Source organism: Pseudomonas sp. GW822-FHT05A08 (assembly GCF_058800485.1).
Genome location: NZ_CM179511.1, coordinates 6,320,592 through 6,342,232, shown reverse-complemented (window position 1 = coordinate 6,342,232; position 21,641 = coordinate 6,320,592). Strand labels below are relative to the sequence as shown.

Annotated in this window: 17 protein-coding genes; 7 read left to right on the top strand and 10 right to left on the bottom strand. The window is 62.2% G+C overall.

Annotated elements, in window-relative coordinates:
- Nucleotides 1-5 precede the first annotated feature (5 nt).
- The 5 genes from rpsD to bfr all read left to right on the top strand — a co-directional run bounded on the left by rpsD (nt 6) and on the right by bfr (nt 4,319).
- Nucleotides 6-626, top strand: a complete 621-nt coding sequence (rpsD, locus tag AC3RCP_RS28665; RefSeq protein ID WP_003176404.1) for a 30S ribosomal protein S4 — start codon at nt 6-8, stop codon at nt 624-626.
- Between the two features lie 22 nt (nt 627-648).
- Nucleotides 649-1,650 carry a DNA-directed RNA polymerase subunit alpha gene (locus AC3RCP_RS28660; RefSeq protein WP_007924176.1) on the top strand — a complete coding sequence of 334 codons (1,002 nt, stop codon included), beginning with the start codon at nt 649-651 and terminating at the stop codon, nt 1,648-1,650.
- 42 nt (nt 1,651-1,692) lie between these two features.
- The gene (gene rplQ, locus AC3RCP_RS28655; RefSeq protein WP_007924175.1) at nt 1,693-2,079 is read left to right on the top strand and encodes a 50S ribosomal protein L17; all 387 of its coding nucleotides are present in this window, start codon (nt 1,693-1,695) and stop codon (nt 2,077-2,079) included.
- Nucleotides 2,080-2,250: 171 nt separating this feature from the next.
- Nucleotides 2,251-3,699, top strand: coding sequence for a catalase (locus AC3RCP_RS28650; RefSeq protein WP_492571914.1), 1,449 nt, complete (start codon nt 2,251-2,253; stop codon nt 3,697-3,699).
- Between the two features lie 155 nt (nt 3,700-3,854).
- Complete coding sequence (gene bfr / locus AC3RCP_RS28645) at nt 3,855-4,319, top strand: bacterioferritin (protein ID WP_007924173.1); 465 nt, start codon at nt 3,855-3,857, stop codon at nt 4,317-4,319.
- A gap of 91 nt (nt 4,320-4,410) precedes the next feature.
- Here the strand turns inward: bfr and uvrA are convergent, their stop codons facing one another.
- Nucleotides 4,411-7,245, bottom strand: coding sequence for an excinuclease ABC subunit UvrA (gene uvrA / locus AC3RCP_RS28640; protein ID WP_007924172.1), 2,835 nt, complete (start codon nt 7,243-7,245; stop codon nt 4,411-4,413).
- Nucleotides 7,246-7,425: 180 nt separating this feature from the next.
- Here uvrA and AC3RCP_RS28635 point away from each other — a divergent pair, with 180 nt between their 5' ends.
- Entirely contained in the window at nt 7,426-8,820 is a 1,395-nt protein-coding gene (locus tag AC3RCP_RS28635; protein WP_492571913.1) for an MFS transporter, read from the top strand.
- A gap of 9 nt (nt 8,821-8,829) precedes the next feature.
- Nucleotides 8,830-9,342: a single-stranded DNA-binding protein gene (locus AC3RCP_RS28630; RefSeq protein ID WP_009045846.1), complete on the top strand. Its 513-nt coding sequence runs from the start codon at nt 8,830-8,832 to the stop codon at nt 9,340-9,342.
- A gap of 92 nt (nt 9,343-9,434) precedes the next feature.
- Here AC3RCP_RS28630 and AC3RCP_RS28625 read toward each other — a convergent pair whose 3' ends face one another.
- The 9 genes from AC3RCP_RS28625 to AC3RCP_RS28585 all read right to left on the bottom strand — a co-directional run bounded on the left by AC3RCP_RS28625 (nt 9,435) and on the right by AC3RCP_RS28585 (nt 21,341).
- The gene (locus AC3RCP_RS28625; protein WP_492571912.1) at nt 9,435-10,490 is read right to left on the bottom strand and encodes a hypothetical protein; all 1,056 of its coding nucleotides are present in this window, start codon (nt 10,488-10,490) and stop codon (nt 9,435-9,437) included.
- 199 nt (nt 10,491-10,689) lie between these two features.
- Nucleotides 10,690-13,086 carry a hypothetical protein gene (locus tag AC3RCP_RS28620; RefSeq protein WP_101339257.1) on the bottom strand — a complete coding sequence of 799 codons (2,397 nt, stop codon included), beginning with the start codon at nt 13,084-13,086 and terminating at the stop codon, nt 10,690-10,692.
- Between the two features lie 10 nt (nt 13,087-13,096).
- Entirely contained in the window at nt 13,097-14,236 is a 1,140-nt protein-coding gene (locus tag AC3RCP_RS28615; RefSeq protein ID WP_053262845.1) for a hypothetical protein, read from the bottom strand.
- Nucleotides 14,215-15,660, bottom strand: a complete 1,446-nt coding sequence (locus AC3RCP_RS28610) for an alkaline phosphatase family protein (RefSeq protein WP_492571911.1) — start codon at nt 15,658-15,660, stop codon at nt 14,215-14,217. The genes AC3RCP_RS28615 and AC3RCP_RS28610 overlap by 22 nt, the downstream gene beginning before the upstream one ends.
- Nucleotides 15,650-16,882, bottom strand: a complete 1,233-nt coding sequence (gene eboE, locus AC3RCP_RS28605; RefSeq protein ID WP_492571910.1) for a metabolite traffic protein EboE — start codon at nt 16,880-16,882, stop codon at nt 15,650-15,652. Before eboE ends, AC3RCP_RS28610 begins: the two co-directional genes overlap by 11 nt.
- The gene (locus AC3RCP_RS28600; protein WP_101339254.1) at nt 16,879-17,763 is read right to left on the bottom strand and encodes a TatD family hydrolase; all 885 of its coding nucleotides are present in this window, start codon (nt 17,761-17,763) and stop codon (nt 16,879-16,881) included. Before AC3RCP_RS28600 ends, eboE begins: the two co-directional genes overlap by 4 nt.
- Before the next feature lie 49 nt (nt 17,764-17,812).
- Nucleotides 17,813-18,580 carry an EboA domain-containing protein gene (locus AC3RCP_RS28595; RefSeq protein ID WP_101339253.1) on the bottom strand — a complete coding sequence of 256 codons (768 nt, stop codon included), beginning with the start codon at nt 18,578-18,580 and terminating at the stop codon, nt 17,813-17,815.
- On the bottom strand, nt 18,577-19,461 hold the full coding sequence (locus AC3RCP_RS28590) for a UbiA family prenyltransferase (protein WP_101339252.1): 885 nt from the start codon (nt 19,459-19,461) through the stop codon (nt 18,577-18,579). Before AC3RCP_RS28590 ends, AC3RCP_RS28595 begins: the two co-directional genes overlap by 4 nt.
- Entirely contained in the window at nt 19,458-21,341 is a 1,884-nt protein-coding gene (locus AC3RCP_RS28585; RefSeq protein ID WP_101339251.1) for a 3-dehydroquinate synthase, read from the bottom strand. Before AC3RCP_RS28585 ends, AC3RCP_RS28590 begins: the two co-directional genes overlap by 4 nt.
- Between the last annotated feature and the right edge of the window lie 300 nt (nt 21,342-21,641).

Below are 21,641 nucleotides of genomic sequence, written 5' to 3'. Positions count from 1 at the left end.
AAAGAATGGCTCGTTACATTGGTCCAAAATGCAAACTGGCTCGTCGCGAAGGCACCGATCTCTTCCTGAAGAGCGGCGTGCGCGCTATCGAATCCAAGTGCAACATCGAAGCAGCACCTGGTATCCACGGCCAGCGCCGCGGTCGCCAGTCCGACTACGGCACCCAACTGCGTGAAAAGCAGAAGGTCCGTCGTATCTACGGCGTTCTCGAGCGTCAATTCAGCGGCTACTACAAAGAAGCTGCTGGCAAGAAAGGTGCAACCGGTGAAAACCTGCTGCAACTGCTCGAATGCCGTCTGGACAACGTTGTATACCGTATGGGCTTCGGTTCGACTCGTGCCGAATCCCGTCAGCTGGTATCGCACAAGTCGATCAGCGTAAACGGTCAGACCGTTAACGTTCCGTCCTACCAGGTTCGTGCTGGTGACGTGGTTGCTGTTCGCGAGAAAGCAAAAAACCAACTTCGCATTGTCCAAGCTCTCGATCTGTGTGCCCAACGTGGCCGCGTAGAATGGGTAGAAGTAGACACTGAGAAGAAGTCGGGCGTTTTCAAGAACGTTCCAGCTCGCAGTGATCTGTCCGCCGACATCAACGAAAGCCTGATTGTCGAGCTCTACTCCAAGTAAGGGCTAGAAAATAGGTGCATCCATGCAGATTTCGGTAAATGAGTTCCTGACACCCCGCCATATTGATGTGCAGGTTGTCAGTCCAACCCGCGCCAAGATCACCCTCGAGCCTCTCGAGCGTGGTTTTGGCCACACCCTGGGCAACGCGCTGCGCCGCATCCTGTTGTCCTCAATGCCCGGCTGTGCAGTAGTCGAGGCCGAGATTGACGGTGTGCTCCACGAGTACAGCGCCATCGAAGGTGTACAGGAAGACGTAATTGAAATCCTGTTGAACCTTAAAGGTCTGGCTATCAAGCTGCACGGCCGTGACGAAGTTACGCTGACCTTGTCGAAGAAGGGTTCGGGGGTGGTTACCGCTGCCGATATTCAGCTGGATCATGATGTCGAGATCGTTAACCCCGATCACGTAATCGCTAACCTGGCGTCTAACGGCGCCCTGAACATGAAGCTCGTAGTAGCTCGTGGTCGTGGTTATGAACCGGCAGACTCGCGTCAGAGCGATGAAGACGAAAGCCGCAGCATCGGTCGCTTGCAGCTTGACTCTTCGTTCAGCCCGGTTCGCCGTATCGCATACGTGGTGGAAAACGCCCGTGTCGAGCAGCGTACCAACCTGGACAAGCTGGTTATTGATCTGGAAACCAACGGTACCCTGGATCCTGAAGAGGCTATCCGTCGTGCTGCAACCATCCTGCAACAGCAGTTGGCTGCGTTCGTCGACCTCAAAGGTGACAGTGAGCCAGTGGTAATCGAGCAGGAAGACGAGATCGATCCGATCCTGCTTCGCCCGGTTGACGATCTGGAACTGACTGTACGTTCGGCTAACTGCCTTAAGGCGGAAAACATTTACTACATCGGCGACCTGATTCAGCGTACCGAAGTAGAACTGTTGAAGACTCCGAACCTTGGCAAGAAATCCTTGACTGAAATCAAGGACGTTCTGGCCTCCCGCGGTCTGTCCCTCGGCATGCGCCTCGACAACTGGCCGCCTGCAAGTCTTAAGAAGGACGACAAGGCGACTGCCTGATCGTCGTAATCACCGAACGTTGTGTTTGGTAAGGAATGAACCATGCGTCATCGTAAAAGTGGTCGTCACCTGAGCCGCACCAGCTCGCACCGCAAGGCCATGTTCCAAAACATGGCGGTGTCGCTGTTCGAGCACGAGCTGATCAAAACTACACTGCCGAAAGCTAAAGAACTGCGCCGCGTTGCTGAGCCGCTGATCACTTTGGCCAAGACAGACAGCCTGGCTAACCGCCGTCTGGCTTTCGACCGTACTCGTTCGAAAGCTATCGTTGGTAAGCTCTTCAACGACCTGGGCAAGCGTTACGCTACCCGTGAGGGTGGCTACCTGCGCATCCTCAAGTGCGGTTTCCGCGCTGGCGACAACGCGCCTATGGCGTACGTCGAGTTGGTTGATCGTGCTGTCGGCGGTGAAGCTGTATCCGCTGAGTAAGACGTCAAATACAAAGAACCGGGCCTAGTGCCCGGTTTTTTGTGTCTGCTGTATTAGAAAATTACTATCGATAGCAATCATTTAATGCATTTGATGCTGTCATCTTGATGGTCGATACTCCTCGTCAGCCGATTAGCCGGCAGTTCCAAGACTGACAGAGGAAGATTGAGCATGAGCCAAAACAAAACGCTTACCACCGCAAGTGGCGCTCCAGTCGCCGATAACCAGAATTCCCGTTCTGCTGGCCCTCGTGGCCCGCTGCTGCTCGATGATTTTCACCTGATCGAGAAGCTTGCCCACTTCAACCGTGAAAACATTCCTGAGCGTCGCGTACACGCCAAGGGCTCGGGCGCCTACGGCACTTTCACTGTGACCCGCGACATCACCGAATACACCAGCGCCAAGCTTTTCGAGTCCGTGGGTAAGCAGACTCCTACCTTCCTGCGGTTCTCCACCGTAGGTGGCGAGCGTGGTTCGGCTGATACCGAACGCGACCCGCGCGGTTTTGCCCTGAAGTTCTATACCGAAGAAGGTAACTGGGACATCGTCGGCAACAACACGCCTGTGTTCTTCATTCGCGATCCACTGAAGTTTCCCGACTTTATCCACACCCAGAAACGTCTGCCGCAGAGCAACCTGAAGAGCGGCCAGGCCATGTGGGACTTCTGGTCACACTCTCCCGAGGCGCTGCACCAGGTCACCATCCTGTTCTCGGATCGCGGGATTCCGGACGGCTATCGTCATATGCACGGCTTCGGTAGCCACACCTACAGCTTGATCAACGCCAAGGGCGAGCGTCACTGGGTGAAATGGCACTACAAGACCCGGCAGGGCATCAAGAACCTGGCACCGGCCGAGGCTGCCCGCCTGGCGGGTACCGATCCGGATTACGCCCAACGTGACCTGTTCAACGCGATCGAACGCGGCGACTTCCCGAAATGGAGCGTATGCATTCAGATCATGACCGAGGCTGAGGCTGCTGCTCACTACGAGAACCCGTTCGACGTGACCAAGACCTGGTCGCAGAAGGAGTTCCCACTGATCGAGGTCGGTGAGCTGGAGTTGAACCGCAACCCGCTGAACTACTTCGCGGAAGTCGAGCAGGCTGCCTTTGGTCCTAGCAACATGGTTCCAGGCGTCGGCCTGTCGCCGGACCGCATGCTGCAAGGCCGCGTATTCGCTTACGCCGATGCTCATCGCTATCGTGTCGGCACCAACCACCAGCAACTGCCGGTCAACGCCCCGCGCAGCCCGGTGAACAGCTACCAGCGCGACGGCTCTATGGCCTTTGGCAGCAATGGTGGCGCGGCGCCGAACTATGAGCCGAACAGCTACGCCGATGCGCCGAAGCAGGCTCCTCGCTACGCGGAGCCGGCGCTGGCCCTCAGCGGTGCGGCGGACCGTTACGATCACCGCGAAGACACCGACTACTACAGCCATGCAGGCGCTCTGTTCCGCCTGATGAATGATCAGCAGCAAGTCCTGTTGATCAACAACATCGCCGGCGCAATGGCGGGTGTCAGCTCGGACGTGGTCCAGCGTCAGTTGCAGCATTTCTTCAAGGCTGACCCGGCTTATGGAGAAGGAATCGCAAAGGCGTTGGGCGTACAGCTTAACTAAGTCTAAACGAGAAGCAGAACCGCCCTCATCTGGGCGGTTTTTGCGTTTTTTCGGCTACTTTTCTCTGAAAATCTTCACTTTGTTAGCGTTTTTCCAGTGACCTGCAAGTCAGCTTGGTTCAAAATACAGACTTTCAAGCAGGGAGATGTAGGGCGATGCAAGGTCACCCGGACGTAATCGATTACCTCAACACGTTGCTGACGGGCGAGCTGGCGGCACGTGACCAATATTTCATCCACTCGCGCATGTATGAAGACTGGGGCTTCAGCAAGCTCTACGAGCGCATCAATCACGAGATGGAAGAAGAGACTCAACACGCCGATGCATTGATGCGTCGCATCCTGATGCTCGAGGGCACGCCACGCATGCGCCCTGACGATCTGGATATCGGCACTACCGTGCCGGACATGTTCGCCGCCGACCTGCGCCTGGAGTACAAGGTCCGCGCTGCACTGTGCAAAGGCATCGAACTGTGCGAGAAGCACAAGGACTATGTCAGCCGCGACATCTTGCGTGTGCAGTTGGCCGATACCGAAGAAGACCATACCTACTGGCTGGAAAAGCAGTTGGGGCTGATCAAGTCGATCGGTCTGGAAAACTACCTGCAGTCGCAGTTCTGATGTTCTAGCCCGCGTCTGCAGGCAAATGCAGGACTGACGAGCACAAAAAAGCCCCTGCCATTTCACAATGGCCGGGGCTTTTTCATTGGGCTCAGGCCCGGTCGCGGGTCAGCAGTGGCTTGAGGTAGTAGCCGGTATGGGATTGCGGCATTTCTGCCAGCTGCTCCGGCGTACCCTCGGCAATGATCTGTCCGCCCTTGGAACCGCCTTCCGGCCCCAGGTCCACCAGCCAGTCGGCGGTCTTGATCACGTCCAGGTTGTGCTCGATCACCACCACGGTGTTGCCGTGGTCACGCAGGCGATGCAGAACGTCCAGCAACTGCTGGATATCGGCAAAGTGCAGGCCGGTGGTCGGTTCGTCGAGGATGTAGAGGGTCTTGCCGGTGTCACGCTTGGACAGCTCGCGAGACAGCTTGACCCGCTGCGCCTCACCGCCGGACAAGGTCGTCGCCGACTGCCCCAGCTTGATGTAGGAAAGCCCCACATCCATCAGCGTCTGCAGCTTGCGCGCCAGCGCCGGCACCGGGTCGAAGAACTCCCGTGCTTCCTCGATGGTCATTTCCAGGACCTCGTGGATGCTCTTGCCCTTGTACTTGATCTCAAGGGTTTCGCGATTGTAGCGCTTGCTCTTGCACACATCGCACGGCACGTAGATGTCCGGCAGGAAGTGCATTTCCACCTTGATCAGGCCGTCGCCCTGGCAGGCTTCGCAGCGTCCGCCCTTGACGTTGAAGGAGAAGCGGCCCGGACCGTAGCCGCGCGAGCGCGATTCGGGTACCCCGGCAAACAGTTCGCGGATCGGCGTGAACAGCCCGGTGTAGGTCGCCGGGTTGGAGCGCGGGGTGCGACCGATCGGGCTTTGATCGATATCCACCACCTTGTCCAGGTGCTGCAGGCCATTGATGCTGTCGTGCGCAGCGGCTTCCAGCGTGGTCGCGCCGTTCAGCGCCGTGGCGCTGAGGGGGAACAGGGTGTTGTTGATCAGGGTCGACTTGCCCGAGCCGGAGACACCGGTCACGCAGGTCAGCAGGCCGATCGGAATCTCCAGATCGACGTTGCGCAAGTTGTTGCCGCGAGCCCCCTTGAGGGACAGTGAAAGCTTCTTGTTGCGCGGCGTACGCTTGGCCGGCACGGCGATTTTCACGCGCCCTGACAGGTATTTGCCGGTCAGCGAGTCGGGATGGGACATCACCTCGTCGGGAGTGCCCTCGGCGACGATCTGTCCGCCATGCACGCCAGCGCCCGGGCCGATGTCCACCACATAGTCGGCCAGGCGAATGGCGTCCTCGTCGTGTTCGACCACGATCACCGTATTGCCGATATCCCGCAGGTGCTTCAGGGTGCCCAGCAAGCGATCGTTGTCGCGCTGGTGCAGGCCGATGGAGGGTTCGTCGAGGATGTACATCACCCCCACCAGGCCGGCGCCGATCTGGCTGGCCAGACGAATACGCTGCGCCTCGCCGCCGGACAGGGTATCGGCGCTGCGATCCAGGGTCAGGTAATCCAGGCCGACATTGACCAGGAACTGCAGGCGCTCGCGGATTTCCTTGAGGATCTTGTCGGCAATCTCGCCACGGCGTCCGGTTAGCGACAGGGTGCCGAAGTAATCGGTGGCATCGCCGATCGGCAGGCTGGTAACGGCCGGCAACGTCTTCTCGCCGACCCAAACGTGGCGGGCTTCGCGACGCAGGCGAGTGCCGCGGCAATCCGGGCACGGCTGGGTGCTGAGGAACTTGGCCAGCTCCTCACGCACGGTGGCCGACTCGGTCTCGCGGTAGCGGCGTTCCAGGTTCGGCACTATGCCTTCGAACGGGTGGGAGCGTTTGACGATATCGCCACGATCGTTGAGGTACTTGAAGTCGACGTTCTGCGTGCCGCTGCCGTTGAGAATGACCTTCTGCTGGTCGGCCGGCAACTGGTTGAACGGTACTTCCAGGCTGAAGCCGTAATGCGATGCCAGCGAGCCAAGCATCTGGAAGTAATAGACGTTGCGCCTGTCCCAGCCGCGAATCGCCCCCTCGGCCAGGGTCAGCTCGCCATTGACCAGGCGCTTGATGTCGAAGAACTGCTTGACCCCCAGGCCATCGCAGGTCGGGCAGGCACCGGCCGGGTTGTTGAAGGAGAACAGCTTGGGTTCCAGTTCGCTGATGGCGTGGCCACAGATCGGGCAGGCGAAGCGCGCGGAAAAGATGATTTCTTCACCGGGTTCGTCGTCCATCGGCGCCACCAGGGCGATACCGTCGGCCAGCTTCAGCGCGGTCTCGAACGACTCGGCCAGACGCTGCTGCAGGTCGGCGCGGACCTTGAAGCGGTCGACCACCACATCGATCGAGTGCTTCTTCTGTTTATCCAGCTTCGGCAGCTCATCCAGCTCGTAGAGCTTGCCGTTGACCCGGGCACGGACGAAGCCCTGGGCGCGCAGTTCCTCGAAGACCGATAGGTGCTCGCCCTTGCGCTCGCGAATCACCGGCGCCAGCAGCATCAGCTTGCTGCCTTCCGGCTGGGCCAGCACCAGGTCGACCATCTGGCTGACGGTCTGGGCTTCCAGAGGGATGTCGTGATCCGGGCAGCGTGGCGTACCCACACGCGCATACAGCAGGCGCAGGTAGTCGTAGATCTCGGTGATGGTGCCCACGGTGGAGCGCGGGTTATGCGAGGTGGATTTCTGCTCGATGGAAATTGCCGGCGACAAACCTTCGATGGTGTCGACGTCGGGTTTTTCCATCATCGACAGGAATTGCCGGGCATAGGCCGACAGCGACTCGACATAACGGCGCTGCCCTTCGGCGTACAGCGTGTCGAACGCCAGGGACGATTTGCCGGATCCGGACAGGCCGGTGATGACGATCAGTTTGTCCCGTGGCAGGGTCAGGTCGATGTTCTTCAGGTTGTGGGTTCGGGCCCCACGAATCAGGATCTTGTCCAAAGTGGCCTCGCTCGGCGGGCGTCGAAAACGTAGGAGTATAAGGGCAAATACTGGATGGATGCACACTATCAAATGAGGTCTGTGCAGCCGTAGATGAAACCTGCGCGGCAAAGCGTCGCCATATACCCCGTCAATCGATCGGACTGGTAGAATCGCCGCCGGTTCACACGAGGTTTTTCCATGCATGATCCCCACAGCGAGCGCATGAGTGGCGCCGAGACCCGCGCCGCAAGCGGTCTGGCCCTGGTGTTCGCCTTCCGTATGCTTGGCATGTTCATGGTGTTGCCGGTCCTGGCGACCTATGGGATGGACCTGGCGGGAGCGACCCCGGCCCTGATCGGGTTGGCGATCGGCGCTTACGGCCTGACCCAGGCGATTTTCCAGATCCCGTTCGGGATCATTTCCGACCGCATCGGCCGTCGTCCGGTGATTTACCTGGGGCTGATCGTCTTTGCCCTGGGCAGTGTGCTGGCGGCCAACGCCGATTCGATCTGGGGCGTGATCGCCGGGCGCATCCTGCAGGGCGCCGGGGCGATTTCCGCGGCGGTCATGGCGCTGTTGTCGGACCTGACCCGCGAGCAGCACCGCACCAAGGCCATGGCCATGATCGGCATGACCATCGGCCTGTCCTTTGCCGTGGCCATGGTGGCCGGCCCGCTGCTGACCCGCGCTTTCGGCTTGCCCGGGCTGTTTTTCGCCACCGGCGGCATGGCGCTGCTGGGCATTTTCATCGTCGCCTTCATGGTGCCGCACTCGACCGGCCCGTTGCAGCACCGCGAATCCGGGGTCGCGCGCCAGGCCCTGTTGCCGACGCTCAAGCACCCGGACCTGCTGCGCCTGGATCTTGGTATCTTCGTGTTGCACGCGATGCTGATGTCGAGCTTCGTCGCCTTGCCGCTGGTCCTGGTGGAAAAAGCCGGCCTGCCCAAGGAACAGCACTGGTGGGTCTACCTCACCGCGCTGTTGATCTCCTTCTTCGCCATGATCCCGTTCATCATCTACGGCGAGAAGAAACGCAAAATGAAACGAGTTCTGCTGGGCGCGGTCAGTACGCTGCTGCTCACCGAGCTATTCTTCTGGGAGTTCGGCGACAGCCTGCAGGCGCTGGTGATCGGCACGGTGGTGTTCTTCACCGCGTTCAATCTGCTGGAAGCTTCGCTGCCGTCGCTGATCAGCAAGGTTTCACCGGCCGGCGGCAAGGGCACGGCCATGGGGGTCTACTCCACCAGCCAGTTCCTCGGTTCGGCGCTGGGCGGCATTCTCGGCGGCTGGTTGTTCCAGCATGGCGGTTTGTCGGTTGTATTCCTGGGTTGCGCAGGGTTGGCTGCACTCTGGCTGGCCTTTGCTGTTACCATGCGCGAACCACCTTACGTGACGAGCCTGCGCTTGCCGTTATCGCCCGAAGCGATCCGCGAAGCCGGTCTGGTCGAGCGCCTGAAGGCCGTTGTTGGGGTAACAGATGCAGTGATGGTGGCCGAAGAAGCCGCCATTTACATCAAATTGGACACCGAATTATTGGATCGCGCGACCCTCGAGCAGCTGGTCAACCCAGCCCGATCGGCGTGCGAAGCCTAGGAGAACGTTATGGCCCGTGGGGTTAACAAAGTCATATTGGTCGGCACTTGCGGCCAGGATCCTGAAGTTCGCTACCTGCCTAACGGTAACGCCGTGACCAACCTGAGTCTGGCCACCAGCGAACAATGGACCGACAAGCAGACCGGTCAGAAGGTCGAGAAGACCGAGTGGCACCGTGTGTCGATGTTCGGCAAGGTCGCGGAAATCGCCGGCGAGTACCTGCGCAAAGGTTCGCAGGTCTACATCGAAGGCAAGCTGCAGACCCGCGAGTGGGAAAAAGACGGCATCAAGCGTTACACCACTGAAATCATCGTCGACATGCAGGGCACCATGCAGCTGCTGGGCGGCCGTCCTCAGGGCGACCAGGGCCAGGGCATGGGCAACTCCGCGCCACGTCCGCAGCAGTCGCGTCCGCAGCCTTCGCAGGCGCCACAACGCGAATCGCGTCCAGCGCCTCAGCAGTCCTCGCCACAGCCGGCGCAGAACTTCGACGACAGCTTCGATGACGATATTCCGTTCTGATCCCTCGGAACGCAGGTCATGAGTGAAAAACGGAGCCCTTGATGGGCTCCGTTTTTTTTGGCCGCTCGAAACACCGGCCTGGTGTCGACGCTTTAGAGTTCGACTCGCCGCAGCCTCCCGGTCAAGGGGACGGGCGGGCCGTCGGGGGGGGGCAAGGGGCGGCCACTCAAGCCCATGCCTTCGCTGATCAGTACGGCCCCTGGTACCAGGCACAGGTTGGACGGGGTATCCAGGCCCTGGGCGAGGATACTCACTTCTCTTGTCGGCAGGTTGCAGCACAGCAGGCGGCCGCTGAAGCGGGCGAAGCCGCCGTGCAGGCATTCGCCGTCCCAGTCCGTGAGCAGCGGTTGCAGCAGACGGTCGCAGAGTTCCAGCACCAGCAGCTGTCCCGTTGGGGTCAGTGCCAGGCCGGTGGGCAGTTGTAGGCCTTCGATCAGGACTTCGCTGTGGCCGCTTTCCGGCCAGACCCGGATCACCTGGCCGGCCTGGTCGGCGAAGTCGATGCCCCGGCGGCTCGGGTCCTGGTGCAACTCGCCGGAGAACAGGCTGATCAGCATGGCGCCGGTGCTCGGTTCGTAGACCAGGGTAACGGGCACCGCATCCTGATCCTGGCCCAGGTCGGGCAGCTCGACCAGGACCCGCTCATCGCCGGTGCCACTGAACTCCACCAGTTGGTTGCTATCGGGTTTGACTGCCAGCCAGCGATGACGCGTGGGGTGATAGCACAGGGCGTTGAGGTTGCCGCGGCTGTGAAACAGAGGCTCGGGAGGGCTACAGGCCAGGTCCAGGACTTTCGAGCCTTCGACGTAGTCGGTCAGGCTGGCCAGGCAACGCCCCGCGCCGCAGGCGATATCCGACAGCCCCAGGATTTCGTCGCGCAGCATGCGTGCCTGCATGTTCATGGAGCGAAAACCATGGGCCAGCGTTTCGGGCATCAGGTAGGCACCCGTCCGGCGTGGGTCGGGGCGCAGTCGGCTGATGCGTCCACTGAACGGTTGGTCCGGCCGCCCGGAGCCGGCTTCGGCCAGCAGCAGGCTGCCATCGGCTTGCAGACAGAGGCCCCGGGGGTTGAGCAGGTTCTCGCGAATGACCGTGTGCGCACGCAAGTCTTCATGGGGCCGGGGGGGAATCCGTAGGGGAGCTGTCATCGGTTCTCTCCAGTTGGCATTGGGTCGGTTCATAGCGGCGGCTGCCAGGGCTCGCTGCTGTCCTGCCCGGCGAAAGCCCAGGGACAGAACAGCAGGAGCAATGGCAACAGGCGGCGCAAGAGACGGACGTTCATGGCGGCACTCCTGTGAAGGGCCGGGTGACGCTGTGTCACCCGGTGTTCCCGGTACGGGACTCCTGTCAGCAGGGGGGGAAGTCCTTCATGCTCAGGGGCATCGGCGGGTAATTGTGTTTCACCAGGGCGTTGGCCCAAAGCTCCAGCACGGCCCGCCGGCTCTGCGACATGTCACGGGTGATGGGCATCGAGAGCGTGCTTTCTTCCTGGTACTCCTTGCTGATCAGCACGATCAACTGGTCGATGGCGCCTTCCACGCGCTGCTGGGAGTTGAGCGGCATGAACTTGTTCATGATCGGGTACAGGTAATAGAAGGGCAGCAGGATCTGCGGGTAGATGAAGTTGTTCCACATCAGCTGGCTGGCGTTCAGGTCCCGGTAGATGGTGTTCCAGTAGTCGATGAAGTCCTGCTGCAGCTTCGGCTCCAGCGGCAGCACCCGCAAAGGTGCGAGGCAGTCGGTGTAGGCCTCGGAGTAGTTGAAGCTGAAGGGCACGGCGGGCATCTTGCCGCCTTCGGGCAGGAAGAAACGCAGGGTAGGGAAACCCGGTGCCTCTGCCCTGATTCCCAGTCGGGCGACACCGCTGGCGTCGGTGCGGATCCTGGCGATGCTGTAGTTGACGCTGCTGGTAGCCGTTTCGTCGCGCAGGGTGCCGGTCTGGGCGATGGCATTGTCGAAAACCAGGCAGGGGCGCAGGTTGACGGTAATGGGTTGGTCGAGGAACTGCTGATAACCGACCGGTTCTCCCTCCGGCACGGTATTGGAGGTGACGACCGTGCGCCTGTCCGTGAGCCGGCGGCCGCTGCCAGTGGCCAGATAGCTGACAGCCACCGGCGTGTCGATGAACTGCGGCCGGTTGGAGCGATTCAGCGTAGGTTCTTCCGGGTAATCGTAGAACAGGGTGAAGTCGGCTTCGTTGCTGAATGCCAGGTAATAGTCGCTGGTGGTCACCATATAGGCGTTGCCGTATTCGGCGACCAGCAGTTCGGTGCCCTCCGGCGCGGGCTTGCCGTCCTTCTGCACCATGATCGTCAGCGTCTTGTGGTCGCCTACGTCGATGAAGCCTCCACTCTCGACCACTTCGGCGGTCCACTGTCGCTGGGTGGCGGCGATCACCGGTTCGGCGCTTGCCAGCAGTTGTTGCAGTTCCAGGGGGCCGCTCTCGAGCAGGTTCTTTTGCTCGACAGTCAGGGGCAGGTCGAGAATGCCTGAGCGCTGGTTGAAGGCCGACTGACGGTACAGGGAGTAGGTGATCATGACGGCGGAGATGAACCGGTCTTCCTGGCGCACTCCCAGGTGGAGGATGCCGGCATTGAATTTCTCGGCCACCGCGATGGGGGCCTCGGGATCGACCGGATAGAACGGAATGCCGTTGGACAGATCCAGCGACAGGGTGTCGCCGGTGATCTGGACAGGGATCACGCCCAGCGTGGCCTTGGTGTCTTGCATATCGCCAGGCGTGGTCTTGTAGACCGGCACCGGCTCCGCCGGGACCAGGCGCCGGCCAGCCGGGGCGGTGGGGAATTCGTCGTCGAACCACAGGCCCAGGGTACCCGCCGTGCTGCTGTAGGCCGGGTTGTAGAAAATATCGGCGACGTTGTTCAGCCCCTGCTCATACATCCGCTGCACCTGGGCCACGTCCTTGGGGTTGCTGGAATGGGTATTGACCGGCGGGAAGTCGTTGAACACGCCGTTCTTGTCGTAGTAGGTCAGGTAGGTGGAGAAGCGGAACATCAGCCCCTTGGCGCCTTGCTCGATCATCTGCTGCTGGAGCTGTTGCAGCAGGAGCGAATCGCCGACGGCCCAGTCCAGGTTTTCCCTCGCAAAGCAGGTCTGCCAGGTGGTCGTCACATAGCTCAGGCCGCCGAAGGTGGATGCCCAGTTGAAGTTCAGGAAGCGGTCGAGCATCCGGTACTGGCGGTTGAGGGTCAGGCCGCACTGGGCGTCGCCCAGCACCAGCTTGTCGAAATACAGCGCGGTGAAGGTGTTCTGCCAGGGGCTGATATCGACGAAGCGTGCGGGCGTGGGCGCCTTGCTGCCAAAGGGGTTGCCGAGCAACTGAAAGCTCTTGCTGACCAGCGGGTCCCGGTCGATGTAGGTATTGGCCTGGAGCTCGCCACCAATGATCGTTGACTGGGTGTCCTTGTAGCTCACGGTGCCGCAGGCATTGTCGCCGAACAGGTCCCATTCGGCGGGCATGAACGGATTGCGGAAGGCCCCGGCATTGGTCGGCACCTGCAATACATAGCGAGGTACCTGAGTACTGGACAACGGCTGGATGGTCCAGGGCATCAGCGCTTCGGGGGCGTTCTGGGGATTGATGTCGTAGTAGTTCAGGAACTGCCAGTTGAGGTCCATCCTGACCGCGTCATAGAGCGGCAGTGCATCGTTGTTGTTGGCCGTTGGCGGGTTCCAGAACATATGGCCGTTGAGGTAGATGCGGGGGAAGTTCAATACGCTCATGTCAGGCTCCTTAGCGTTGCCACTGGGCGCGTTTAAGCGACCAGACAAAGTCCAGTTTGTTGTAATCGGCGAAGTCCGAAGCCGGCAGCGGGGTGGTGGGGTAGACGATCCCGCCGTCCTCTTTCATCGCGAAATTGAAGTAACCCTTCTGTTTCGAGTAGGCCGCGGTACCGTGGCAGGCCAGGCACGATGAGGTGTCCTGGAAGGCCGACTCCAGTTGCGAATTGGCCAGCACCTGGGTCACGGGTTGGAACTCGACCCCGATCAACTCGTACTTCGAGAGGTAGGGGTAGTTGCCCTGGAAGCTGCTGTTGACTGGTATGGAGGGGGGCGTCGGCCCGGTGGTGTTGGTCATCGGGGTGGCCGGCACGGCGTTGGTCACGGTGTACTTGTGGTTGTTGACGTTCTCGAAGGTGGTCCAGATCCACTCGGGGCTCAGCTTGTTGATCACGTGCATGCCGCTGAGCGCGGCATAGCCGACCTGATACTGGTTCTGGTGGGGGTAGTAGGCCTGGATGACGTAATAGCCGTCGTTTTCCAGCTGTTGCTTGAACGTGGCATCGGTGCCGATCCAGATCCAGGAGGTTTTTACCTCCCAGGAGGTCTCGGGAAATTTCAGGTTGCTGGTCAGCGCGTACTGACCGTTCATGTTGTAGACCTGTTTCTGCACGATGTAGTCGAAGGTGCCCTGGCCCATCTGCAAGAGAAAACGCACCGGCTGGCCCCGTTGCGCCGCCGGTACCTGGCCGCCCATCAGCAGGGGCAGGCCGTCCACCTGTAGCGTGCTGTCCAGGTCATGGAAGGTCCGGTCGAGGTTCATCCCCAGTTGCCGGGCCTGTTCCAGGACTGCGTCGGGCGCGGGCTGCTCCGGCAGGTAGGGCTGGGGCGGGGCACCATTGGGCAGGAACACCTGACTCGAGGGCTTGAGCCCTTCCCAGACCCGGTTGGGGCTGCCCTGGGCGGACGGCTGGTTGAGGCAGACGAACCAGTTCCAGGCCTGGGTCTCGGGACTGGCGAGGAAGTCGCTGCGGGTCTTCTCGACGTTGGTCCCGTAGGTGAAGAAATTGCTGCAGTCGTAAGGGCTGGCGCTCTGGGCCTGGGCCAAACCGGCCACGGCACTCAGAACTGTTATAGAGATGGCTCGCCGCATGGAAGCTCCTTGGCATTGGCCGGGTCGTGGTGAGGGCGCTCCAGGAAGTACTGCAGGAGCAGTTGCTTGACTGCCGTGGCCGGAAGCTGGTCCGGCAACGACAGACCGCAATTGGTGATCAGCAGCGGACCGGTCGCGCGGCTGGCCGGCAAGCGTCCATGGCTGCCGCGGACCAGCCGGGTATCGAGGGGGATCAGGTCCATGTAGTAGCGAAAGCCGAGTTTCTTCTGCAGCAGGCGCCGCGCCGCTCGCAGTTTCGGAAAGCGGATGGCCGGATCGATGAACAGTTCCAGCGGGTCGTAGCCCGGCTTGCGGTGGATGTCCACGGTGCGGGCGAAGTCGGGGGCCAGGCAGTCGTCGAGCCAGTAGCGGTAATCGAACCAGTAGCCGGCGGCGGCCACCGCCACCAGTTCGCCGCTGCGCTCGTGGTCCAGTTGCCAGTCCCGTTGCGCGGGCTTGTCCAGCACCTGCTCGATGCCCGGCTGGCGCTGCAATAGCGCCTTGACCCGGGCCACGTCCTCGGCGCGTTTCACGTAGACATGGGCGATCTGATGGTCCACCACGGCGAAGGCGGCGCTGGCGCCAGGGTCGAGCAATTCCCAGCTCAGCGACTGGCGGACCTGCAGCCATCCTTCACGGCGCAGCAGGCGGTTGATCGACACCGATTGCCGGACCGCCTCGATGCCGTATTCGGAGAGCAGCATCACCCTGGCGCCCTGGGCTTGGGCGAAGCTCAGCAGGCGCCCCACCTGCTGGTCGATGGCGCGGACCTCGTCGGCGATCGACGGGTCTTGGGGTCCCAGGCGTTGCAGGCTGTAATCCAGGTGCGGCAGGTAGATCAGTTGCAGGTCGGGTCGGTTGAGCTGGAACTCGGCCATGGCGCAATCGACGATCCAGCGGCTGGAGGCGATGCCCGCCGCGGGGCCCCAGAAACCGGGGAAGGGAAACTCGCCGATCTGCCGCTCGAGGGTCTGGTGCAGGCTGGCGGGCGTCGAATAGAGCCCGAACACCTTGCGCCCATCGGCCGGGTAATGGGGGCGTGGAGTGATGGCCGCATCCACCTCTGCGTGCATGTTGAACCACCAGAACAACTGGCTGCAGCGAAAGTCGGGGCGCTGGCGCTTCAGGGTCTGCCAGACCTTTTCCCCCTGGACCAGGGCGTTGGATTGCAGCCAGAAGCGCACTTCGGCCTGGTCGCGAAAGTACCAGCCGTTGCCGACGATGCCGTGTTCCGCGGGCGTCAGGCCGGTCAGCAGCGAGGCCTGCACGGTCGAGGTCACGGCCGGAAACACCGGTTGCAGGCTGGTCATCGCGGCGTTGCGCAGCAAGGCATTGATCCGTGGCGTGGCCTCGCCCAGCAGGCTCGGCGTCAACCCGACCACATTGATCAGCAACAGTGGTGGGCAGCTTGTTTCAGACACCATGGGGGCAGGCCTCCTGCGCGGGGGATGGGGCGCTTAGCAGTTGCCGCTCTCGTAATTGCCCTTCGACCCAGCGCAACTCGGCAACGATGCCCTGGAGCAGCGCCTGTTCGGTCTGTGGCCGCAGCGGAGCGGGCAGTACGTTCCAGCTGTAGGTTTCCACCTCCAGTACCGGGTGCATTTCCGGGTGCTCCGCCAGGTAATCGAAGGTCTGCAACAGCGCGCTCTGGCTGCCGCTGAGTTCGGGCAGCAACAACTGCTCGCTGAACAGCGGCACATGGAAATGAATGCGCAGCTCGGGGCAGGACGCCAGCTCGCCGGCCTGCAGCGCAGCGGGCAGGTCCGGCCAGGCCAGCAGGCGGCCCTGGTGGTCCCGGGCTTTGACCTGATGCAGGTAGGTGGCCTCGACAAAGTCCCCCAGGGCCGTCAGCACCTGCTGGCGCCGCAGCGGGTCTGCTTCCGGCAGGCGGCAGATCAGGGCATTGGAGAGCTGGATCTTGCCCACCGGCACACCGGCCTGGCGCAGCCGCTCCAGGGCGTCATGGCAATGCTCGAAGACCACGGCTTGATGGCAGACATCGAAGCACAGGGCCAGATGCTCATGGTGAGGATCCGTGGCTTGCCAGCGACGGAAGAATTCGATGGCCTGGTCGGTGTGCTCCAGCACGCAGTCGGGCTCCATTTCCAGGCAGAACAGGATCTGCTTGCCGGTCTCCCGGCGCAGCCTGGCCAGGGCCTGGGTCAGCTGGCGCAGCTGCTGCTCGGCCCGTTGCCGGTGGGCCAGGCTCCAGGTGGCGGCATACCCCAGCGGTACGCTGGAAATCACCCCTTTGGGGCAATCCTGCGGCAGGGCCGCGGCCAGGATCCGCGCCAGTTGCAGGCTGTACTCCAGGCGCTGCGGGTCGGCCCAGTTGGGCAGATAGACTTCGGCTTTCACCGCACCCTGGTGGAACTGGCCGTAGGGAAAGCCATTGAGCGAAGTCAGGCGCAGCCCGCTGTGCCGCAACAGCCTGAGAAATCCCATGAGGGCCTGCGGCTGTTGCAGCTCGGCCGCCGCCTGGGCGCTGATCCACAACCCGCTGTCCTGTTCGGGCAGGCCGCGTTGCTGGCGCACGCCCTGGAAGTGCGTCTCGATCGAGGCGCTCAGCGTGGCCAGGTCGGGGGCTGGGTGCACGTTGCTGCAATAGCCGATCCGGGCGGCGCTCCAGCCCCGACGAGTGCTCATTTGACCACCGGTTCCTGGCCGCGCAGGGCGGAGTTGTCCTGCCACTGACGACGCTGGTCGATGGGCAGCGGGGCACTCACCCACTGCTTGTCCAGCTGCCCGCTCTGGGCGAAGAAATCCACCGGGTTGTGGAATAGCACCTGCTCCACCTGGGCTTCGCTGAAGCCGGCGGCGAGCATGGCCTGTCCGGTCTTGGGCACCTTGAGCGGATCGCTGATGCCCCAGTCGGCGGCGCTGTTGACCACCATTTTCTCGGTGCCGTACTCCTTGAGCAGGGCCACCATGCGCTGCTCCGACATCTTGGTGTTGGGGTAGATGGAGTGCCCGCGCCAGCAGTCGCTGTCGAGCACCAGGGGCAGGGTCAGTTCGTTGAGGTGATCGATGATCACCAGATGTTCGACGATGCCCACTTCGCGGATCACCGCCAGGGTGCGCTTGGTGCCGCCGATCTTGTCGCGGTGCGGGGTGTGCACCAGCACCGGCAGGTTGAACTGCTTGGCCAGTTCCAGTTGCGCGGCGAGAAAGCGGTCTTCCTCCGGGGTGATGTCGTCGTAGCCGACTTCCCCTACCGCCACGACGCCGTCCTTGACCAGATAGCGCGGCAGGATCTCCAGCACCTCGTTGGCCAGCGACAGGTCATTGGCCTCCTTGGGGTTGAGGCCGATGGTGCAAAAGTGGTGGATGCCGAACATGCTGGCGCGAAAGCGTTCCCAGCCCAGCAGGGTATCGAAGTAGTCGATGAAGCTGCCGACGCTGGTGCGCGCCTGGCCTTGCCAGAAAGCCGGCTCGATCACCCCGGTGATGCCAGCGGCGGCCATGTTCTGATAGTCGTCGGTGGTGCGGCTGACCATATGAATATGCGGGTCGAAGTATTTCAGCATGGTGAGTCCCTGATGTGGTTGTAGAAAACCGTGGTGGCGCCTGGCTTGTTCAGGCGTCGGCCGTGAGGTGTTCGAGCCAGTGCGGCGGCAGTCGTCGCTGCTGGCACAGGTCGCGCAGACGCAGACGTTGGGCCGGGCTCAACAACTCGAAGGCGATGACCTGGGGCAGCCCGTCGGAAACGTTGCGCTGCGCCGCCAATTGCTCCTCCATCAGGTCCAGCGCCAGCTGGTTGAGATCGACGCTGCGCCGCTGGGCCAGGCCGTTGATCCGGCGGCTGTCCAGGCCCATGCCCAGGCTCTTGAGCACCAGTTGATTGAAGGCCCGGTCGTTGTAGTGGCGGGCCGGGAAGGGGTTGTCCAGGGCGATGGCGGCGAACACCTCGCGGTTGTTGGTACGCCCCGCCTGCAGCGCCAGGTCGAGGCTGTGGCCTTGGCTATCCAGGTCGTCCAGGGCCTTGAGCAGGGCGCTCTTTTCCGAGTCGTCGGCCCAGAGGAACAGCTGGCGCAACAAGGGCAACCGATCGGCGCTGGCCTGCTGTTGCAGAAGCTGCGCCAACAACAGCGCGCGGGCCAGCTGGCTCCGGGTCCAGCCTTGGCTGTCGGGCACCAGGCTGTCACCGAGGCGGCGTTTGCACTGGCTGCTGAGCAGCACCAGGGTATTGGCCGAAGGCTTCCGGGCCAGTTGTTCCAGGGCCTCTTGCCACCAGCGGCGGGTGTCGGGGGCGAGCTGTCCGTCGAGCTGCCGGCGCCGTTCGGCGAAGGCGGCATGGCGGGGGGCGAGCGCATTCGAGGATGGGGCAATGACGTCCATGCTCATGTCGGCTTGATCCAGCGTTGAAGGTGGGGAAGCAGGAAAAACACCAGTACGCACAGCAGGCTGCCCAGGGGTTGGTTGGCCAGGGCCAGTACCAGGGCATCGAACAGTGGCAGGGCGGCCAGGCCGGCACCGATAAAGGCACGGATCTGCCGCTGCCGCGGGTTGGCCAGATGGCGCCGGTAGTGCCAGCCCAACCAGCCCAGCCACAGCAGCAGTACCAGCCAGAACACGCCGTTGTCGGCATAAGCGACCAGGGCCAGCGGGCTGAGCATCAGCAGCAGCGGCAGGCGGCTGAGCAGCTGGTTCTTATGTTCCAGCCGGGCCAGGTAAGTCAGGCCGGCGATGTAGGCGCCCAGCAATGCGGCGCACAACCACAACGGTTGCGGTGGCATGGCCAGGCTGGCGGCGGCGGTCAGGTACAGGGCCGAGCGGCAGCCGCCCATGAGCCAGACGCTGTGGGGGTGTTTTTTGTGCAGCAGGTTGTAGGCCAGGATGAACAGCAGCAACAACCCGGCGCTGGCCAGCAGCCAGCGAGGCTGGGCGATCAACTGGCTGAGCCCTAGCAGCGACAGCAACGCCAACAGCAGCAGGGCGGTGGTGGCCAGGCTCACCTGAGTGCGACTGACCAGGCCGAGGACAATGGGGCGCGGGTTCTGGTGCTGCTGATCCCAGTCGGCATCCAGCAGGTCGTTGAGCAGCATGCCCGCCAGGTAGAGCGCCGAGAGCACCACCAGCAGCAGGGTCCAGACCAGCGACGAGGGCGGCGCCAGGGCGGTGGCGCTGCTGGCCAGCAGGGCGGCGGCCAGGGCGTTGGTCCACACCGTCGGCAGGTTGGAGACCCGCCCCAGGGTCAGCCAGGTGCTCAGCGCTGAAGGCGTCATTGCGCGCAGCCCTCGCTCCAGGCGAAGTCCGCTCTGCCGAGGCTGGCCAGGCGCAACAGGGCTTGTTCCATCACTGGCAGTTCGATGTGGTGCACATCGATGGACTGGCCCAGGCGGTTGAGCATCGGGATCGACAACTGCCCCCCCAGGTGCTGGCGGAACTCTTCCAGCCCTTGCAGCACCAGAGAGCCACCCTGGGCGTCTTTCAGGCGCAGTTCCGCGGGGCACAGGTTGAAGCCGAGCTTGTCGAGCACGTGTAGCAGGCGCTGGGTTTCCCCATCGGACAGCAGGCCGATGGCGTTGGCGTAGAGCGCATCCAGAGCCATGCCCACGGCCACCGCCTCACCATGGCGCAAGCGGTGCCGACTGAGGTTTTCCAGCTTGTGGGCGGCCCAGTGGCCGTAATCCAGAGGCCGGCCGTTGCCCCGTTCAAAGGGGTCGCCGGCACCATTGATATGGCCCAGGTGCAACTCGGCGCAGCGGCGGATGGCATAACGGCTGGCGCTGTGCTCGAAGCTGGCCAGGGCCTCGACCTGCTGCTCCATCCACTGGAAGAACGCATGATCCTTGATCACCGCGACTTTCACTGCCTCGGCGAGGCCGGCGATCTGGTCCCGGTGCGACAGGCTGAGCAGCAGCTGGAAGTCGTTGATCACTGCCGTGGCGGGGTAGAACGCCCCCAGCAGGTTCTTCTGGGCGAAGGCGTTGATGCCGTTTTTCACCCCGATGCCGGCGTCGTTCTGGGCCAGCACCGTGGTCGGGATGCGGACCAGGCGCATGCCCCGGTGGAAGGTGGCGCAGGCGTAGCCCACGGCGTCCAGTACCGCTCCGCCGCCCAGGGCCAGCACATAGCAGTGCCGGTCCAGGCCATGCTGCAGCATGTGCGCATACAACTGCTGGAGCACTTCCGGGGTTTTGCTCAGTTCCCCCGCCGGCACCGCGATCGGCGCGGCCTGCAGATGCAGGTCGGCGGTATGGGCGCTGAAGTAATCGCTGATCTGCCGTGGTAATTGCGCGGAGCACTGCAGCAGTTGCTCGTCGACAAACACCAGCACGGTGGTCCGCCCCGGATGCTGCCGGGTGAGTTGCTGGTGCAGGCAGGCATTGTCCGCCTGGAAGATGTGGTCGGTGAACAGTACCGGATAGTGGTAGCTCACCTCGAAGCGACCCTCCAGGGAGAGCGCTCGATCACCCTGCGGCTGCGCGACGCGTGACTTGAGCAGGCTGCGGCCGCCCAGGAACAGACCCGGCAGGACCATGCTGGCGAGAATGGTCGCCAGCAGGGCGTTCTGCTCTACCAGCAGACTGCCGATGGCGCTGTAGGCCAGGGCCAGTCCGGCGTTGGCCAGGGTGGTGACCAGCAGGAACTGGCGCAGCGGGTAGCGCTGCATGCCGGCGGCCAGCACCGAGGTCTCGGCCAGCACTGGCACACCACGCAGGCAGACCAGCGACAAGGTACTGAGGCGATAGGCCAGTTGCCCGGGTTGCCAGCTTCTGAGACCGAGCCAGTTGGAGAGCAGGCGAAAGTAGCCTGCCCCCAGCCAGTAGCCCAGGCAGGCTCCCAGGCACAGGCCGATAAAGATCACCAGGTAGCCGCCGATGGCACCCAGGGCTGCCACGGCCAGCAGCGCCACCAGGCTTGAAGGTACTGGCAGCAGCACATCCAGCGTCAGCAGGGCTACCAGCAGCAGGGCCAGGCCTAAACGTTGCGTGGGGTCGGTGGGTAGCAAGCTGCCCAGATGATTCAGCAGCTGTTGGATCTGCTGTTCGAACAGCAGGAAGCTGGCGACCACCAGGATCGAGAACAGGAATAACGAGAGCCAGTAATTCTCAGTCGTACCCTTCAGCGAGAAGGCACGAGGCAACGAGCTGCGCTTCATCAAGCATCCCTCTTGATTGATATGACTTATTCCGTGTCAGTTCAGCTTGTAAGGCAGGGGAGATGTTCGGTTATTGAATTCCTCGAAAGGTTCTTATTGGTTTTTGCCCCGTTGGAGAACACTTGGATGGCGATTAGTCATCAACTTAGCCAAGGCCGAGAGTTTTGCAAGTAAACCGAGCGAGCTGGCTGCAATACGCTTTTCTGATTCGTTGGAAAGCCTGGGGATAATGTGTTTTTACTGTTGCGAATAGTCTTGTGGATGGACTGTGATGACCTGTTTTTGTGGGTTTTAGTCAAT

Bases quoted from the DNA above. Each gene is read 5' to 3' on its own strand.
- AC3RCP_RS28660 (WP_007924176.1), top strand. From the start codon at position 649: ATGCAGATTTCGGTAAATGAGTTCCTGACACCCCGCCATATTGATGTG.
- AC3RCP_RS28625 (WP_492571912.1), bottom strand. From the start codon at position 10,490: ATGACAGCTCCCCTACGGATTCCCCCCCGGCCCCATGAAGACTTGCGT.
- rplQ (WP_007924175.1), top strand. From the start codon at position 1,693: ATGCGTCATCGTAAAAGTGGTCGTCACCTGAGCCGCACCAGCTCGCAC.
- AC3RCP_RS28620 (WP_101339257.1), bottom strand. From the start codon at position 13,086: ATGAGCGTATTGAACTTCCCCCGCATCTACCTCAACGGCCATATGTTC.
- rpsD (WP_003176404.1), top strand. From the start codon at position 6: ATGGCTCGTTACATTGGTCCAAAATGCAAACTGGCTCGTCGCGAAGGC.
- AC3RCP_RS28610 (WP_492571911.1), bottom strand. From the start codon at position 15,660: ATGGTGTCTGAAACAAGCTGCCCACCACTGTTGCTGATCAATGTGGTC.
- AC3RCP_RS28630 (WP_009045846.1), top strand. From the start codon at position 8,830: ATGGCCCGTGGGGTTAACAAAGTCATATTGGTCGGCACTTGCGGCCAG.
- AC3RCP_RS28600 (WP_101339254.1), bottom strand. From the start codon at position 17,763: ATGCTGAAATACTTCGACCCGCATATTCATATGGTCAGCCGCACCACC.
- eboE (WP_492571910.1), bottom strand. From the start codon at position 16,882: ATGAGCACTCGTCGGGGCTGGAGCGCCGCCCGGATCGGCTATTGCAGC.
- AC3RCP_RS28650 (WP_492571914.1), top strand. From the start codon at position 2,251: ATGAGCCAAAACAAAACGCTTACCACCGCAAGTGGCGCTCCAGTCGCC.
- AC3RCP_RS28635 (WP_492571913.1), top strand. From the start codon at position 7,426: ATGCATGATCCCCACAGCGAGCGCATGAGTGGCGCCGAGACCCGCGCC.
- AC3RCP_RS28615 (WP_053262845.1), bottom strand. From the start codon at position 14,236: ATGCGGCGAGCCATCTCTATAACAGTTCTGAGTGCCGTGGCCGGTTTG.
- bfr (WP_007924173.1), top strand. From the start codon at position 3,855: ATGCAAGGTCACCCGGACGTAATCGATTACCTCAACACGTTGCTGACG.
- AC3RCP_RS28590 (WP_101339252.1), bottom strand. From the start codon at position 19,461: ATGACGCCTTCAGCGCTGAGCACCTGGCTGACCCTGGGGCGGGTCTCC.
- AC3RCP_RS28585 (WP_101339251.1), bottom strand. From the start codon at position 21,341: ATGAAGCGCAGCTCGTTGCCTCGTGCCTTCTCGCTGAAGGGTACGACT.
- AC3RCP_RS28595 (WP_101339253.1), bottom strand. From the start codon at position 18,580: ATGAGCATGGACGTCATTGCCCCATCCTCGAATGCGCTCGCCCCCCGC.